The sequence below is a fragment of the Phragmitibacter flavus genome (assembly GCF_005780165.1).
Taxonomy (GTDB): domain Bacteria; phylum Verrucomicrobiota; class Verrucomicrobiia; order Verrucomicrobiales; family Verrucomicrobiaceae; genus Phragmitibacter; species Phragmitibacter flavus.
Genome location: NZ_VAUV01000007.1, coordinates 147,838 through 164,242, shown reverse-complemented (window position 1 = coordinate 164,242; position 16,405 = coordinate 147,838). Strand labels below are relative to the sequence as shown.

Sequence of the window (16,405 nt, the reverse complement as noted above, 5' to 3'; positions counted from 1 at the left end):
TCACCGGACCATGCCGCCCCCACTTCCCAAAAATTATCTCGCCCACCTGCCGAAAAATCGACTAACATCACCCCGATGAAACACCTCGCAGCCATCACCCTTCTTGGCCTGGTAACTTTCGTCGTGCCTGGCAAAGCTGCCATCCTCGTCCACGACGGTTTCGCCAGCGGTGGAGCCACTCCAGCATCCGATCAATATCGCACTACCGGCGACTACCGCCAGATCGCGATTGCCTATCGCGATTTTAACAACCCCACCACCGACAACGGCGGACAAAACCCCACCACCCTCGGCTTCCAAAACCCGTGGACGACCGCCCAGTTCACCAGCAGTGGCGTTTATCTCCGCGCCCAAGCCACTTCCCTCACCTACACCTCCGCGGATTCCATTAGCCTCATCACCACCGCCGGCTCCGCCTCTCTTTTTCGCAACGGAGTGTCCGGTGCCCCGGATGCCAAAACCTACTCGCGCGACATCAGCGTTACCGGAGCCCTTCCCTCCACCCTTTATTTCAGCGTCCTCGTCAGCTTCGACGCCAATCAGCCCATCCTCTTCCAAACCCAGACCTTGGGCAGCAGCGTGAAACCCCATTTTGGATTCGGCATCGACACCAACGGACTCGGCTTCGTCAGCACCAGCACCACGATTGGGACCGCGGGCACCGTCACCAACACCGCTTCCGCCCTCGCCACCAACACCACCCATCTCCTGGTTCTCAAAGTCGAACAAACCTCCAACGCCGTTGTCGACACCCTCACTCTTTACGTCAACCCCCAGCTAGGCTCTGAAGGCCTCAACACCGCCGCCGCGTCCTTCACCGGCGACTTCTTTGTTGCACAAAACGCCGCTTTCGAACTCTCCAGCCTTTTCGTCACCGGCACCCCCAACGGCTCCGCCACCGCCCCCACCACTCGTGGTGTCACCTTCGACGAATTCCGTATCTCCACCTCTTGGAACGACATCGCCACCGCCGTCCCCGAACCCACCCGCGCCGCCTTGTTCGCCCTCGGCCTCAGCCTCTGCCTCGTTCGCCGTCGACCCTAGTTTCTTTGCCCGCCGTTACGGACTCAACCGTCCCATCTTCCACCCCTCCCTGTCCCGCCGATACAAAATCCGGTCATGCAAGCGGCTCGGACGCCCCTGCCAAAACTCAATCTCTGCCGGTGCCAGCACAAAGCCGCCCCAGTCCTCCGGCAGCGGCACTTGCCCCTCCGGATACAACGTCCGCAATTCCAAATCGCGCGCCTCCAGCCATTCCCTCCCCGAAATCACCGAACTCTGCTCACTCACCCAGGCCCCAATTTGACTTCCATAGGGTCGGCTCTTGAAATAAACCTCGGACTCCTCGCGACCCAATTTCGTCACCACTCCCCGCACACAAACCTGCCGCTCACATTCCTTCCAAAAAAACACCAGCCCCGCCTTCGCATTCCCCTCCAGTTCGCGTCCCTTCCGACTCCCATAGTTGGTGAAAAACGAAAACCCGCGTCCATCCAACCCTTTCAATAAAACCGTGCGCGCCGAGGGCTGTCCCTCCGCCGAAACCGTCGCCAGGGTCATCGCATTCGGCTCGACCACCCCCGCCGCCAGCGCATCCTCCATCCATCGCGCAAACAACTCCAGCGGATCGCCCGGAATCTCCGCCTCCAGCAAATCGCCTTTCACATAGTTCAGCCGAAGATCGGCCAGATTTGGTTTGCCATCAGATTGCATTTGAGAGAGGAAGTAGTCAACCAAACCTACCACATGAACCACTCCACCGCAGGTGTTCTTTCCGATCTGGAACAAGTCCTCATCGACCCCGTTCAAATTCAGCTCCGCGTCACCCAGCTCGCCCATCAGATCCATCGCGATTTCGAAGGTCGAAACCTCAGCGTCGTCGCCCTCATGGACGGCTCCCTCTTCTTCGTGGCCGACCTCCTCCGCCACATGGACATTCCCATCCAGCTCCACACCCTCACCGTCAGCAGCTACCACGGCGGCACCACCAGCAGCGGCCGGCTGCAGCTCGCCCAGCAACTTCCTTTCGCCCTCAAAACTCCCCACGTCCTGCTCATCGACGACATCCTCGACACCGGCCTCACCCTCGCCAGCGTGCGCGACCGTCTCATCGAAGAATTCCAACCCGAAAAACTCCGCACCGTCGTCCTTCTCAACAAAGAAGCCCGCCGCAAAGCCGACATCCACGCCGACTACGTAGGTTTCGAAATCGAAGACCAGTTCGTCGTCGGCTACGGCATGGACTACCAGGGCCATTACCGCAACCTTCCTTGCATCGGCATCCTCAACCCCGACAACCTCAAGTGAAGGTCAACGTCCTCTTCTTCTCGGTCCTCAAAGACCTCACCGGCACCGCCGAAACCCCCTGGCCCATCCAGCCCGGCACCACCCTCAACCACCTCCTCGAAGAACTCTACCAGCACTGGCCCGCCCTGAAAGAGTGGGATCAAAGCCTCCTTCTCGCCATCAATCAGGAATACTCCCCCCGCGAAACCCTGCTCCCCAACCACGCCGAAATCGCCATCATGCCGCCGGTTCAAGGCGGCTAAAAAGTTTTAGCCTTTATCCCTTATCCTTTATCCTTTCATCGATGGTTCCCTTCCTCCCTTCACCCGACCGTCCCTACACGGTAGAGGACATCCAGGCCCTCGGTAAAGACCGCAGCGAAAAATTTTACCACACCGCCCTTCACTACGCCCAAACCCTCTGGCTGAGTCAGTTCCCTGCCAAGACTCTCCTTCTCATCAATCGCGCCCTCTCCTGCAACCTTCCCGAAGTTTCTCTGCGAAACCCCTGGCAACCTTATCAAGCCGTTGCTTGGATCCTCACCCATCGTCCCGATGACGCCTTCATCGGCAACCCGCGTCGGCACTACCAGCATCTCGCCACCCGCATGGTCGAACCCCACAAAACCCTGCGCACCTGGCGCGCCTGGGCCTGCTGGTATCTCGCCTGTAAAATCCTTCCCGAAGCCGAATTCCCCGGTGACGAAAAACAAATCCGCGAAGAAGGCATCATCGAACCCCGTCGTGCAGACATCGAACAATATCTGCGCCTCCTCAGCCCCAACGATGACACCGCCGCTTGGCTCGATGCGCTTGCCTGGATCCAACAGCCATCCAAGCTCGTCGCGACAAATCCCGCGCCCATCGACTTCGAACTCATCACTCCCGACGAGCTCCCTCGCGTCGCCCTCCTCGCCAATCGAATCTGGCCCGTCGTCTATCCAGCCATCATCAGCATGGAGCAAATTCGCTACATGCTCGACACCATGTATGAGCCCAACATCCTTCGCCAGGAAATGCGAGAACGCGGCATCCACTACGCCATCATCCGCCGCGACCAAACCGACATCGGCTACCTCGCCTGGGAACCCAATCCCTCGAACGCCTCCGCTTTCCTCCACAAACTCTACCTCCTTCCCGAACACCACGGCCACGGCGTCGGCGCCCATGCCCTTCGCTGGATCCATCAATCCGCTGCCGCCCAGCAACTGCAAACCATAGGGCTGCGCGTGAACAAAAACAACCACGCCGCCATTCGCGCCTACCTTCGTGAAGGTTATCAATTTCAATCCTCCATCTGCTCCGACATCGGCAACGGCTTCGTCATGGATGATCACCTCATGTCCCGCGAGCTCTGATCTCATCACTCCTCAATCCGCAAAAAGGCTCATCCGTAGCTTTCTCAGTCACTCGTCTCCCCGTCCCAACGGGACGACTCATAACAGCCCGGCACAAGGTGCCAAGTTTTCCAATTCGTGAAGAACCAGCGTCCTGTCAGGAAGCCTCATGCGCGGAAAACCCGCTCCATCACCCACCGCCCTCGCCCCATCTTGCGCCGTCACTTCAACGTCAGCTTCTCGTTCACCGACTTCACCTTCTCCGCCGTAAAACCCACCAACTCATCCGTCGGTTTGCCGTCCACCACCAACGGCCACTTGCGCAACAACTGACCAAAAATCTTCCCAATCACCGCCACCGACTCATCCTCACGCGCCTTCTCACTCAACGTCTCATATCGCAGCGCCAGCGAATCCAGTAATTCCATTGACCCAATGCACACCATCCGGTCCTTTGCCTCCACATCGGATATCACCGCATCAGTCGAAATCTCAAAAAGCCTGAACCACATCCCCAGATTCACCAGCGTCGCCTGATCCTCATCCCGCTGCTCCCCCAAAAGTTTCTCCACCAACGTCCGTTTTTCATGCAGCATCGGCCTCACCGCCACCCACTCCTGCCCCTCCGCCATCTTGCTCTCACTCATCACCAGCGGCGTCACCTTGTCGGCCAATCCCAATGCACTGCAATACCTCAATACGTCCTGATTGATGTTCTTGAACTGCTGCGCATCACCCGCCTGAAATGCCAGATGACTGTCCGCCAGCAGTCCCCCCAGCGTGAAAGCCACCTTCAACCTCTCCGTCGGAGGAGCCGCCGCCGCCGCTTCACGATAAAGCGAACGCCACCGGGCCTTTGCCTCCAGGCTCACCCGATCTAAAAAATCCGCCGGTAAAGTATGATTGCCAATTTCCCCCACCTCAGGCGGCTTCCCACCAATTTCCCCACCCGAAACTGAAGCCGGCTCAGGAATCTCCTTCAGCACCGCCTGCGCACCCAAACTCTCCAGCACCAGCCCAAAAGCCAATGCCGTGATGATGAGGAAGGAGGAAAGCTTCATCACCTATTCAACCGTCACACTCTTCGCAAGGTTGCGCGGTTTATCAACATCGCAACCCCGCGCCACCGCCACGTAATAGGACAACAATTGCAAAGGCACCACCGTCAGCAAAGGACTCAACGACGACGGACAACGCGGAATATAAATCACATCATCCGCCACATTCTCAATGTTCGGATGCCCCTCCGTCGCCACCGCGATGACGGGGCCCTTGCGCGCCTTCACCTCTTCAATGTTGCTGATGTTCTTCTCAAACACCGCATCATGCGGCGCGATAAACACACTTGGCAACTCTGGTTTCACCAGCGCGATCACCCCGTGCTTCAACTCCGCACTCGGATGCCCACTCGCATAAATGTAGCTGATCTCCTTCATCTTCAGCGCCCCCTCCAGCGCCACCGGATAGTTCATCTGCCGTCCCATGAACAACATCCCCTCCGCATTCGCATACTTGTTCGCGATCTGCTTGATGTGATCCGCCTGCTGCAAAATGCTTATGATCTTGTCCGGGATCGCCTCCAATTCTTCAATCATCTCCAACCCATCCGTGCTGCTCAAATGATGAATCCGCCCCAGCATCAAACTCAGCAACGTCATCACCGCCACCTGTGAGGTAAAACTCTTCGTCGCCGCCACCCCGATTTCTGGACCCGCATGAATGTAAATCCCCCCGTCCGTCTCCCGCGCAATCGTGCTCGCCACGTTGTTCACAATCCCCAGACACTTCATCCCCTTGCGCTTTGCCTCACGCAACGCCGCCAAGGTATCAATCGTCTCGCCACTCTGCGAAATCACTAGCTGCAGAGTGTTTTTCCCCGTCGGCACATTCCGATACCGGAATTCACTCGCGATCTCCACCTCCGTCGGAATCCTCGCCATCGACTCGATCAAATACTCTCCCACCATCCCCGCATGATACGCCGTCCCACACCCCGCCAAAATAATCCGGTCCACCTGCCGCAGCTCCCGCGGCGTCATCTGCAACCCACCCAGCACCGCCGTCGCCTCCTCACGCGAAAGCCTCCCCCGCATCGCATTTCTCAGCGACTGCGGCTGCTCATAAATCTCCTTCAGCATGAAATGCTCAAAATCCCCCTTCTCCGCCTCGTCCTCCGTAAAATCCACCCGGCTCACCAGCACTTTCGCAGCCGCCCCCTCCAAGGAACTCACCTCAAATCCATCCGCCGAAATCTTCACCACGTCATAGTCATTCAAATAAATCACATCCCTCGTGTGCGCGACGATCGCCGAAACATCGCTCGCTAAAAAATGCTCATCCGTCCCCAGCCCCACCACCAGCGGACTCCCCAACCTCGCCCCCACCACAATATCCGGTGCATCCGCATGAATCGCCGCAATCCCATAGGTTCCCTTCACCAGTGCCAGCCCCGAACGCATCGCATCCACCAACCTGCGCTCCACATCCTCCACCTCGCTCTCGTCATAAATTTGTCCGATCAAATGCACCAACACCTCCGTGTCCGTCTCCGACGTAAACACATGCCCCTTCGCCTTCATCGCCTCGCGCAGCGGATGATAATTCTCAATCACCCCGTTGTGCACCAGCGCCAGTCTTCCCGACTGATCCAAATGCGGGTGCGCATTCTCATCGGTTGCCGCCCCGTGGGTGGCCCAACGCGTGTGACTGATCCCCACCTTCCCCTGCGGATCCTTCTCCGCCACCAGTTGCCGCAAACTTTCGATCCGCCCCGCCCGTCGCAATACATTCAGTCCATCGCCATTCTGCAAAGCCATCCCCGCAGAATCATATCCACGATATTCAAGCCTGCGCAACCCGTCCAAAAGGATCGGACTCGCCTGACGATTGCCAATGTATCCAACGATGCCACACATAAGAAAAATAAGTTTGAAGCAAAACGCAGTCTAGTCCGGCTCCCAGCAGGGTCAAACACTGAACCACAGCAATATTTGCGGCCTCCACCAACCTCAGACCCCCTGCCACACCAGAAAATTCGAAACCAGCCGCCAGCCCCATACGTTTCGTAAGGAAGCCCGTTCATTCGGCGCGCTACAACCCAATCAAAACATTCATCAGACCATGAAACACCTTCACCTTCTCACCACCCTCGCATTCGCCAGCACCCTCAGTCTCGCCCATGCCGCCCCGCAGACCTTCGACTTCACCGATGCCAAAGGCGTCAATCACGCCACCTTCCTCCTTGATGCCCCGCTCGAAACCATCAGCGGCACCGCCAACGGCGTCTCCGGCACCGTGACCATCGACCTCGAAAAACCTGAAGCCACCAAGGGTGAAATCGTCATCGACGCCACCTCCCTCACCGTCGGCAACCCTGTCATGAAGGAGCACATGCATGGCGAAAAATGGCTCAACACCGCCAAAAACACCACCATCAAATTCTCCCTCGACAAACTCAGCGATCACAAAGCGGAAGGCAACAAACACAGCGCCACCGTCAGCGGCAAATTCCTCCTCAACGGCGTGGAAAAAGAAATCTCCATCCCTGTCACCGTCACCCTCCTTCCCGGCAAACTCTCCGCCCGTCTCCCCGGCACCGAAGGCGACCTCCTCGTCATCCGCAGCGAATTCGTCGTCAAGCGCAGCGACTTCGGCATCAACACCGAAGCCCCCACCGACAAAGTCTCCGACGAGATCAAAATCACCCTCGCCATTGCCGGAGCCAGCCCGAAAGCCTGAGCCCGATACTTTCCCATCTCAAATCCAAGCCGTGACATCCCCATGTCGCGGCTTTTTCATCTCCACTTCACTCCCCAACCATGCGTCCCATTCTTTTCCTACTATCCGCCCTGATCGCCACTGGCAGCACCCTCTTCTGGTTCCTCAAAGGTGCTCACCTTGGCTGGACCAGAACCACCGTCCAGGTCGACAAATACGACGAAATCCTCGAACTCACCTACCCCACTTTTGAAGACCGCTTCCTCCCCGGCATCGACTTCCTCGCCGCCGCGTTGATCGCCTCCCTCGTCCTTTTCTCCATCAGCCTCTTCATCCTAAAAAAGCCCACCACCAAGTAACCCGGCGTTTCAGGCTTTACGCTTCCCCCAAAACCAACCCACGATGATCTCGGCAACTCCCGTCACATGCTCCCAACGGCGCACGGCGACATCCACCAAAAACAACGCCAGCATCGCCATCACCAGATACGGCCACAGCTCCACATATCGACGTGCTTTCGCCTCACCCAATTCCAACTTCAGGTCCCCATCCAGATAACTTCCCCCTGTCAGTCTCGCCGCCTCCCTCAACAGCTTGTCATTCACCGTCCCCAAACTCGCCTCGCTGCTCGGATTAAACACCAAGCCCGCCGTCACCATTTGCGCACCGCTCTGCGCCCGCACCAGATAAACGCCACTCTCTTCCGGCTCGAAATCTCCCTCATACAATCCGGGACCCGACTGCCGCAATGACAGCGTCTTCACCGGATCCATTGACGCCCCCAGCGAATCGGCCGGCACATGAAACACCTCTGCCGTCACCTCCGCCTCATTGCCCCGCGTCCCTGCATCCTGCAATACATCCACGCTCACCCGCGTCACATTGCCGCGATTCTCCGTTCGCAAATCCATGCCCTGACCTTGTGGCGGTCGAGCCGTCTCCCGCAACACTTGCGACCAAAACTGCCCAAACCCACTCCAGCGACTGATCCACAAACTCGCCCACCGACTCTTCGCATCCGACGTAAACGCCGTCGCCTTGCCTAAACCATACCGCCAATGCGCCAGCAACGGCTCCCCGGTATCCGTCACCAAGGGCACCTGCGCCGTGCTCTTCCTCAACGTCTTCACATATCCCAGCAACGGCGGCGGCTCAAACTTCTCAAACCCCGCCAGCATCGCATGCCGCTCCACCATCTGCGGCTCCAATGCATCCTCGCGAATCATCCGACCCGTGTGAATCAAGGTGTCCTGCGTAAAAATCCTCGTGATGTTGCTCGCATCCAATGTTGTGTAAGACTGCCCCCCGCCCAGACTCGCCACCGCCTGCATCAAGCCCACATGCGCGCCTTCGCCAATCGACACCGTTGAAATCGTTGTCCCTTCCGCCCTGCATTGCGACGCCAGCGCTTCATAACCCTGACCACTGGTCTGCCCGTCGCTCAGAATGATCATGTGTTTGATCTTCGCCTTGACCCTTTGCAGCTGATTCCGCGCCTCAATCATCCCGGGCAACAAGTTCGTCCCACCACCGCTCGTCAATCCCGCAATCTGACCCGCCACCGCCGTCGTGGACGTCAACCTAGTCATCGGCACCACCACATGCACCTCGCTGTCAAAAGCGAACACCCCAATCGAATCATTCCTGGTCAACACCTCCGCCGTCGCGATCGCCGCATTCTTCGCCATCTCCAGCTTCTCCCCCGCCATCGAACCCGACCGGTCGATCACCAGCGCCAGCGCACTGCTCTGCTTCTCCTCCTCATCCGGCGACTTCAACCTTACCGGCAACACATCTTCAATCGGCGTCCGGTAATATCCACCCACACCAAACGAATTTGGCCCGCCCAACATCAAAAAACCGCCGCCCAGTTTGTCCACATAATCCCGAATTGCCACCATCGCCCCCTCGCCCAACCGGTGAGCCGGAACATCCGAAAGAATCACTCCATCATACCCACTCAAGTCCTGCGGTGAAGTCGGCATCGACTCCACCCCGCGCAATTCCAGCTGAATCCCTTCCTTCTCCATCGCCTGCATCAAAAACTGACCCTCCGACGGATCCCCTTCCACATACAACAACCTCAGCCGACCACGCACATCCACAATCGCCAGTGCCTCATTGTTCGCCGTCATCGTGTCCTCAGCAAAACCCTCCAGAACCGCCCGATATTTATAAATGTTCCGCGTGTTCGGATGCCTGGTGAAAACCTCTTTCAACACCTGCCCCGTCTTCACCGCAACACTGCGTCGTTCCACCTCCACCCCATTCTCGAACAGTTTCAACAACCCCGCCCCATCCAGCGCACTCTCCACTTCCACCGTCAGCGCTAGCGCCGCACCTTCATGCAATCGCGACTGATTCGGCGTCAGCGACCTCAACCTCACATCCGGCCTCCTCACCCCCGCCACCGGCACCGCATGCACCTGCACCTCACCCCACGACGCCTCCCGCGACGAGTCCAACAAACTTCCGCGCGTCTCATGCCCGTCCCCAATCATCACCACATGCCGAGACGTTCCCGCCGGAAACATCGCGCGCGCAAATTCCAAGGCCTCCGCATACTGGCTCTGCGCCCCACCCAACTTCATCAACTCCTGCAACTTCCCCCCATCCTCCGCCTTCAAATCTTCAACCGACAACAACCTCGCCTCCGCCCCAAATCCCACCACCGAAACGTCCACCTCGCCCGGCAAATCCGCCAGCACCCCGCGTGCTTTCTCCATCGCCGACTTCACCCCTTCCTCCCCCAAACTCTGCGAGCAATCCACCGCCAGCACCACCGCCCGTTGCGTGCTCAAAACCACCTCCGCCGGGCCCGCCAACGCCACCAGCGCCAGCATCACCCCAAGCGCCCTCACCACCAGAAGCACCCGCTTCCGACCCGCCGGCATCGGATGTGCCGAACGACGCTCTGCCCACAGCAAAAACGCCAGCGCGGGCAAAATCAGCAACAAAATCAACGGCGACTCCCAATCCATAAACATCAATACACCGCCTCCCGGTGAAACAACCAACTTTCCAGCAACAACATCCCCAGCACCCCCCACAACAACACCGCCCACCAGCTTCCGCCCACCGCCCAACGCTCCTTCTCACCATCTTCAACAATCACAGATTCCTTGGCCACCGCCACCGGCACCTCACTCTCCCGCGCACTCAACAACAACGACGATCCCATCACGCCGCCTCCATCCTCAAACAACCCCACCCGGTCCAGCGCCAGCCAGCCCGACTTCGCCTCCACCATCGTCTCGCCAAACTCATTCCCATCCCACCACTGCCACTTCACCTCCCCCGGCTTCACCTCCGCCATCCCGCCCGTATGCTTGGCCCGCAACCCCATCGCATCACCGCTTCCCTCCACACACCAGTAAATCGCATTCCCCACCAGCAACGGAAACGCCGGCAACAATGCCAGTTGCTCGCTCTTGGAAGGCTGAAACGCCGTGATCACCAATCGCTGACCATTCGCCTCACCTGCCACCAACACCGGCTCATTCCCCGCCATCCACAAAGTCTCCAACGTCTCCGCCACATTCAGCACCGTCGTCTGGGTCACCGCCACCCGCGCATTCACCACCCGAAACAACAACGGATGCTCCGGCTGCACCGCCCGCACCGCCTCATGAGGCACCGCCAGATCCAAACGCCGCGCCAGCACCGGACCCGATGCCGTCGGAGGATTCAATACCAACGCCGGACGATCCGTCGGCCACGTCTCCGGCACCCAATTCTCAAACACATACAAGTCCGGCTTGTCCTTCAATGGCCAGTCCTTCTCCCCACCCTTCAACACCTGAATCCGTTCCTCCGCCAGCAACGACGACAACGCCAGTTCTGTAAACGGATCAGGCTCCTTCGCCAGCCAGGCCACCACCAGCGGACGCACCTCTGGCAGCGGCGACATCACCAAATTATCCCAAGCCAAAACATCTCCCTTCGCTTTCGCTTCCATCTCCAACCGCTGACCCCGTCCTCCATCCAATGGCAATACCAGTCGCGAACTCGATCCCGGCGCCATTTCCAGCTCCCGCAACTGCACCGGTCGACCATCCAGCCTCGTCTCCAGCGTCACCTGCACCAATCCCGCATTCGAACCCGACGCCGCCACTTCCACAAACGCCTCATAACGATTCCGCGCCATCGGAGCCGGACGAATCTGAAACGCCGTGATCCCCACATTCACCGCCTCACCCTGTTTCAAAGCCACATCAACAAACCGATACTTCGAGTCTTCATCACCCACCGCTCCCTCCGCCGCCCGATCACTCACATGCCAGATCTGCGACGGCGCATCCAACGCCCCCAAACGCTTCGCCACCGCCAGCGCTCCGTCCACCTTGTCTTCCACCGGCACCACCCTCACCTCGTTCACCAACCTCAACAACTCACGTCGATTGGTGCTCCTCGACTGCGCCACCTCCACCTTCCCATCATAAACCACCAGCGAAGTGATCACATTGTCCGGCAACGCCTTCAACCTTTCCCTCAACAGCCCCTTCGCCACCTCAAGCCGACTCATCCCCTCCCCGTCCACTGCCGCCATCGAAGCCGACCGATCCAGCATCACTACCAAACTCCTCGGCACTTCCCCACCCGCCTCCCGATACGGTCTCCCCAGCGCCAGAACCGCCATCAAAATCACCAGCAACGTCAGCAACAACGACAACAACCGCTTCAACCTCCGCAACCAAGCCGACTCCTGATGCTCCCGCGCCAGCGACCTAAAAAACAACAGCGTCGACACCCGCACCCGCTTCGCCTTCCTGCGAAACAGATACAGCGCCACCGGGATCAGTCCCAGCCAGAGCAGGTGCAGCCATTGTGGTGTTAGGAAACTCATGGGAGGAAAATGACTAATGACCAAATCCCATTGAACAAGGAAAACCCGAATCTCCAATACCCCAAGAGGCGCCCTCACCCTTCGGATATCGGCCAGCGCCATTCATGCTTCGTTCATTAGACATTTCCTTGGTCATTGAAAATTGTTCATTGGTCATTTCATTCCTTCACCCTCCCGCCAGAGCCGATCCCCTCATCAACATATCCAGAAACCTTTCCTCAAACGGCTCATCACTGGTGCACTGAAAAAAATCAATCTGCCGACCTGCACACGCATTCGACAGACTCTCCGTAAACGCATCAAACATCTCCGTATACGCCTTCACCTCCCGCTTGGTCAGCCAGAAGCGGCGCCGCTCCCCGGTTTCCACATCTGCCAGCTCAACTTCCCCTTCCAAGTCCGGTTGCCGTTCCTGCGGATGAATGATCTGCACAAAATGCGTCTCCCCAGGCCAACCCGCCGCCCGCTGCACTGCCTCCACCGCCGTGCCTGCTTCCCTTCCGAAAAAATCCGACACCACAAAGATGATCCCATACCGCTGACGCGACGGACGGAACTCTGAGAAACATTTGTCCAAATCCGTGAACCCCTCACACTCCCACTTCGACACCGCCCCAATCACTTTTTCAATGTTCCCCTGCCCCCGCATTGGCGCCAGCTCCTGCCGCGTCGTGTCGCTCATCCGATACAAACTCACCCGATGCTGGCCCGCCAGTCCCAAATACGACAACGCCACCGCAAACCTCAGCGCCTGCTTGCGCTTCTCCGCAAACGGCAATGCCATCGACGCACTGGTGTCCACCACCACATGAACATGCAGCTCCTGCACCTCCTCATACAACCGCACAAAAAGTTTCTCCAACCGTGCATACAAGCGCCAGTCAATCGCCCGGAAATCATCCCGCGCCGTGTAGTGCCGGTAATCCTTGAACTCTCTGGTAAACCCCGTCGCCGGAGTGCTCTGCGCCCCGCGTTTCATCAACGCCCGACGTTTCCGCAGCCGCAACGCCAGCGTCCTCAACCGATCCAGAAATTGTGCATCAAAAAGCCCTTCATCCGCCAACTTTTCGCTCATCATCCTTCATCCTTTCCCCTTCAAAACATTTCATCCTTCATCCTTTTGAACCCGGTGTTTCCACCTGCTTCAACAAATCCTCCACCAGTCCATCCACCTTCACCTGCTGCGCCTCGCCTTCAAAATTCAGAATCATCCGATGCCGCAACGCCACCAGTGCCACGCGCTGAATGTCCTCCGTGCTCACCGCCGTTCCGCCCCTCACCGCACACCACACCCGCGCCCCCCGCACCAGCGCCTGCAATCCACGCGGACTGCTCCCATACGACACATACCGTTTCACCGCCGGCAACACGCCCTCCTGATCCGCATGCGTCCCCAGCACCAGCTTCGAAGCATAAGCCGCAATCGGATCCGCCACCGGAATCTGCGTCAGCACCTTCTGCAACCGCAACAACTCCGCCCCCGTCATGATCATCTTCAGCTCGGGTTGATCATAATTCGTCGTCCGCCGCGAAATTTCCACCAATGAATCCAAGGTCGGAAACGGCACCTTGATCTTGAACATGAACCGGTCCAACTGCGCCTCCGGCAGCGGATAAGTCCCCTCCATGTCCATCGGATTCTGCGTTGCCAGAACAAAAAATGGTTCCGGCAGTTTGTGACGCTCCCCACCCGCCGTCACCGCATGCTCCTGCATCACCTCCAACAAAGCCGCCTGCGTTTTCGGCGTCGCGCGGTTGATCTCATCCACCAACAGCAAGTTCTTGAACACCGGACCCTTCTCAAAAAACAACACCCTCCGACCATTCGCATCCTCGTTGACAATGTGCGTCCCCAAAATGTCCGCTGGCATCAAATCCGGCGTGCACTGCACCCTACCCGGATCAAGCCCCACCACTTCGGAAATCACCCTCACCAAAAACGTCTTCCCCAATCCCGGCACCCCTTCCAGCAACACATGACCCCCGCTAAAAATCGCAATCAACGTGTCCGACAGCAAATCATCATACCCCACAATCGCCTTCTGAATCTCCGTCTTTAACGCCCCGAACAACTCCCGAAATTTGACCAGTTCCTCCTCCAATCCCGCCACAGAAGCCACACTTTTTTCATCAGCAGTTTTCATTTCACTCATAAAATATAAAAAATAAATAAAGTAATAATCTTCTTCAACTTCCACGCTCAAAGCGTTTTCTTAATTCATTAAAATACCGCCTCACCTGTTCCCGACGCGACGCAGGCAGCGCAGCATCGTCCAGAGCACTCTCCTCCGCCGCAATCGCCTCCAGCGCCGTTTCCTGCGAACTCCGACCCGCCTCCTCCTTGCGAGCCTGACCCTCAATCGTCCGCACACTCGACGTCCCTTCCGCGTTGCGCTGCGCATTGACCATTCCCGACTGACCCGCCGCCGATTTTCCATCCGCCCCGGGTTGTTTGCCCAAATCCGTCGTTCCGTTGCCCGACTGCAACCCACCCTGACTCATCCCCGGCATCACCCCCATGATCATCATCGCATTCGGCTGCTGACCCGGCGGGGGAGGCGGACTGCCCGGCACTGGTGCCATCAGCATCGGCTGACCATCCTTCGGTTTCTCAGTCCCACCCGGCATCACCGCCATTGATTGCCCCTGCTGTCCGGCTCCCGGCACCGGAGTCATCATCTGCGCCTTCTGTCCCTGTTGCCCCTGACCCTGCCCTTGCTGCCCCGGCGAATTCTGCGAATCCATCCCCGGCATCTGCATCGGCGACATCGACGGCGCATTCGGCATCGCCGTCATCGACTGCCCCTGACCCTGTCCCTGCTGGCCTTGCTGCCCCTCGTCCGAATTCCCCGCCAGCTCCTGCATCCCCCCCTGCTGACCCTGACCGGCAATGCTGCTGCCCGAATCGCGCAACTGCTGCGCCAGCTTCTCCAACTGCTCCCGCGCCTTGTCCCGTTGTGCCAGCGTCCGCATCTTGTCTGCCAGCGCCTCCATCTCCCCGCCCGCCTCCTTCGGCAGCGACTGCGTCATGTTCCGATCTGCCGCCATCACATGCTGACCCACCGTCCGCTCCTTGTCCTCAGGCAACCCCGCATTGCCAATTTCCTTGAACGTCTCTGTAAACCGTTCACGCGCCTCTTCTGTCAACTTCTCATCATTCAATCGCTCCGCCAAACCCTCCGCCTGCTTGGCCGTGTTGTCCGCACTTCTGGCCGCCACAGCATCCCCCAACTCTGCCGTGTCCACATGCCGACGCATCTCCGCCACCATCTGATCTGAAGCCCAGGCTGCATCCCCCGCACCCATCTTCTCCGCCAGTCGTTCCGCATCCCGCGCACGCTTTTCCAATTCCGACAAAACATCCCGCGCACTCTTGGAGCCATCCTCCTGCAACGACTGCGCCGTCTCGTCCACCTTCTGCTGCAGCTTCTTGACCTCCTCCTTCTCCACCTCCGTTAATCCGCCCATCTTGTCCGCGTCCAGCTTCCGCTCCTCAAGCTTCCGTCCTTCCGTCCCAGCCAGCTTTTTCGCCTCCGCCGAAAGCTCCGGCTCCACCACCCGCCAGCCTCCTACGGACGGCACAAAAAACATTCCTGCCAACGCCAGCAGCGGCAATAACAACTTCCGGCCATCTGGCAACGGAATGTCCTTCTTCATCGACTTCAAGGCCGACTCCAGCAATTCCCGCTGCCTTCCGACATGCAACCTTCCCCCCATGCTTGGCTCCACCTGCTGCTCCAGCCACCACGCATTCGCAAAAGCATCCGCTCTTCCCGCCTTTTTGTCCCAAAACGCAAAAGCCGCATAAGCACCCGGCCGCTTCACCCAAACCCACAACAGCACTGCCAAAGCCCAGGCACCCATCAACCCCGCTGCCGTAGCCACTCCGCCAAGGTCATTGCCCAACAGAAATCGCAATCCCACCAAAATCATCAAAGCCGTCACCATCCACCACCAGGAATCCACCAATCCCAACACCCACTTCCTCAACACCATCCGCCGAACCACCGCTGCCGATGCCGCCGAAAAGGTCGACCCCGCCGGAGCTGACGAAACGGTTTTCGAGAGGGGAATTTCGACGCTGGTCATGTCATGGTTCATTCACGCACTCACTCAACACAAGCACATCTCATTCCGTGTTCCTGAAATGCTTTAACAACGACCTTCGACCACTGCCTCTTCCGTCCGTTTCGATTTAATCCAAATCGCCCGCCGTCGGA

The 16,405-nt window shown here is 58.4% G+C and carries 14 protein-coding genes; 6 read left to right on the top strand and 8 right to left on the bottom strand.

Going from position 1 to position 16,405, the window contains the following annotated elements:
- Positions 1-75 precede the first annotated feature (75 nt).
- Positions 76-1,044, top strand: a complete 969-nt coding sequence (locus tag FEM03_RS10615; protein ID WP_138086229.1) for a PEP-CTERM sorting domain-containing protein — start codon at positions 76-78, stop codon at positions 1,042-1,044.
- Between the two features lie 15 nt (positions 1,045-1,059).
- Here FEM03_RS10615 and pdxH read toward each other — a convergent pair whose 3' ends face one another.
- On the bottom strand, positions 1,060-1,713 hold the full coding sequence (gene pdxH, locus FEM03_RS10610; RefSeq protein ID WP_138086228.1) for a pyridoxamine 5'-phosphate oxidase: 654 nt from the start codon (positions 1,711-1,713) through the stop codon (positions 1,060-1,062).
- Positions 1,714-1,746: 33 nt separating this feature from the next.
- Here pdxH and hpt point away from each other — a divergent pair, with 33 nt between their 5' ends.
- The 3 genes from hpt to FEM03_RS10595 are packed head-to-tail and all read left to right on the top strand — an operon-like array spanning position 1,747 to position 3,643.
- Positions 1,747-2,307 (top strand): hypoxanthine phosphoribosyltransferase, encoded by a 561-nt coding sequence (gene hpt, locus FEM03_RS10605; protein ID WP_138086227.1) that lies wholly within the window; start codon positions 1,747-1,749, stop codon positions 2,305-2,307.
- A complete protein-coding gene (locus tag FEM03_RS10600; protein ID WP_166442776.1) occupies positions 2,304-2,549 on the top strand; it encodes a MoaD/ThiS family protein in 246 nt (81 codons plus the stop codon). The genes hpt and FEM03_RS10600 overlap by 4 nt, the downstream gene beginning before the upstream one ends.
- 41 nt (positions 2,550-2,590) lie before the next feature.
- Positions 2,591-3,643: a GNAT family N-acetyltransferase gene (locus FEM03_RS10595; protein WP_138086225.1), complete on the top strand. Its 1,053-nt coding sequence runs from the start codon at positions 2,591-2,593 to the stop codon at positions 3,641-3,643.
- Positions 3,644-3,843: 200 nt separating this feature from the next.
- On the opposite strand, the gene FEM03_RS10590 is transcribed toward FEM03_RS10595, so the two are convergent.
- Both FEM03_RS10590 and glmS read right to left on the bottom strand, forming a co-directional pair.
- Positions 3,844-4,683 (bottom strand): hypothetical protein, encoded by an 840-nt coding sequence (locus FEM03_RS10590; protein ID WP_138086224.1) that lies wholly within the window; start codon positions 4,681-4,683, stop codon positions 3,844-3,846.
- 3 nt (positions 4,684-4,686) lie between these two features.
- Complete coding sequence (gene glmS, locus FEM03_RS10585; protein ID WP_138086223.1) at positions 4,687-6,537, bottom strand: glutamine--fructose-6-phosphate transaminase (isomerizing); 1,851 nt, start codon at positions 6,535-6,537, stop codon at positions 4,687-4,689.
- 205 nt (positions 6,538-6,742) lie between these two features.
- Between glmS and FEM03_RS10580 the strand changes: the two genes are divergently transcribed.
- Entirely contained in the window at positions 6,743-7,360 is a 618-nt protein-coding gene (locus tag FEM03_RS10580) for a YceI family protein (protein ID WP_138086222.1), read from the top strand.
- An 80-nt stretch (positions 7,361-7,440) separates the two neighbouring features.
- Positions 7,441-7,698: a hypothetical protein gene (locus FEM03_RS10575; RefSeq protein ID WP_138086221.1), complete on the top strand. Its 258-nt coding sequence runs from the start codon at positions 7,441-7,443 to the stop codon at positions 7,696-7,698.
- A 9-nt stretch (positions 7,699-7,707) separates the two neighbouring features.
- Here the strand turns inward: FEM03_RS10575 and FEM03_RS10570 are convergent, their stop codons facing one another.
- The 5 genes from FEM03_RS10570 to FEM03_RS10550 form a co-directional block, all read right to left on the bottom strand.
- A complete protein-coding gene (locus FEM03_RS10570; protein WP_166442775.1) occupies positions 7,708-10,326 on the bottom strand; it encodes a VWA domain-containing protein in 2,619 nt (872 codons plus the stop codon).
- The gene (locus tag FEM03_RS10565; protein ID WP_166442774.1) at positions 10,326-12,185 is read right to left on the bottom strand and encodes a vWA domain-containing protein; all 1,860 of its coding nucleotides are present in this window, start codon (positions 12,183-12,185) and stop codon (positions 10,326-10,328) included. Before FEM03_RS10565 ends, FEM03_RS10570 begins: the two co-directional genes overlap by 1 nt.
- A gap of 166 nt (positions 12,186-12,351) precedes the next feature.
- Positions 12,352-13,263: a DUF58 domain-containing protein gene (locus FEM03_RS10560; RefSeq protein WP_138086218.1), complete on the bottom strand. Its 912-nt coding sequence runs from the start codon at positions 13,261-13,263 to the stop codon at positions 12,352-12,354.
- Between the two features lie 34 nt (positions 13,264-13,297).
- A complete protein-coding gene (locus tag FEM03_RS10555) occupies positions 13,298-14,329 on the bottom strand; it encodes an AAA family ATPase (protein WP_138086395.1) in 1,032 nt (343 codons plus the stop codon).
- Positions 14,330-14,372: 43 nt separating this feature from the next.
- Entirely contained in the window at positions 14,373-16,274 is a 1,902-nt protein-coding gene (locus FEM03_RS10550; RefSeq protein ID WP_138086217.1) for a hypothetical protein, read from the bottom strand.
- Positions 16,275-16,405 lie beyond the last annotated feature (131 nt).

Bases quoted from the DNA above. Each gene is read 5' to 3' on its own strand.
- glmS (WP_138086223.1), bottom strand. From the start codon at position 6,537: ATGTGTGGCATCGTTGGATACATTGGCAATCGTCAGGCGAGTCCGATC.
- FEM03_RS10575 (WP_138086221.1), top strand. From the start codon at position 7,441: ATGCGTCCCATTCTTTTCCTACTATCCGCCCTGATCGCCACTGGCAGC.
- FEM03_RS10580 (WP_138086222.1), top strand. From the start codon at position 6,743: ATGAAACACCTTCACCTTCTCACCACCCTCGCATTCGCCAGCACCCTC.
- hpt (WP_138086227.1), top strand. From the start codon at position 1,747: ATGAACCACTCCACCGCAGGTGTTCTTTCCGATCTGGAACAAGTCCTC.
- FEM03_RS10555 (WP_138086395.1), bottom strand. From the start codon at position 14,329: ATGAAAACTGCTGATGAAAAAAGTGTGGCTTCTGTGGCGGGATTGGAG.
- FEM03_RS10570 (WP_166442775.1), bottom strand. From the start codon at position 10,326: ATGTTTATGGATTGGGAGTCGCCGTTGATTTTGTTGCTGATTTTGCCC.
- pdxH (WP_138086228.1), bottom strand. From the start codon at position 1,713: ATGCAATCTGATGGCAAACCAAATCTGGCCGATCTTCGGCTGAACTAT.
- FEM03_RS10590 (WP_138086224.1), bottom strand. From the start codon at position 4,683: ATGAAGCTTTCCTCCTTCCTCATCATCACGGCATTGGCTTTTGGGCTG.
- FEM03_RS10550 (WP_138086217.1), bottom strand. From the start codon at position 16,274: ATGACCAGCGTCGAAATTCCCCTCTCGAAAACCGTTTCGTCAGCTCCG.
- FEM03_RS10565 (WP_166442774.1), bottom strand. From the start codon at position 12,185: ATGAGTTTCCTAACACCACAATGGCTGCACCTGCTCTGGCTGGGACTG.
- FEM03_RS10615 (WP_138086229.1), top strand. From the start codon at position 76: ATGAAACACCTCGCAGCCATCACCCTTCTTGGCCTGGTAACTTTCGTC.
- FEM03_RS10595 (WP_138086225.1), top strand. From the start codon at position 2,591: ATGGTTCCCTTCCTCCCTTCACCCGACCGTCCCTACACGGTAGAGGAC.
- FEM03_RS10560 (WP_138086218.1), bottom strand. From the start codon at position 13,263: ATGATGAGCGAAAAGTTGGCGGATGAAGGGCTTTTTGATGCACAATTT.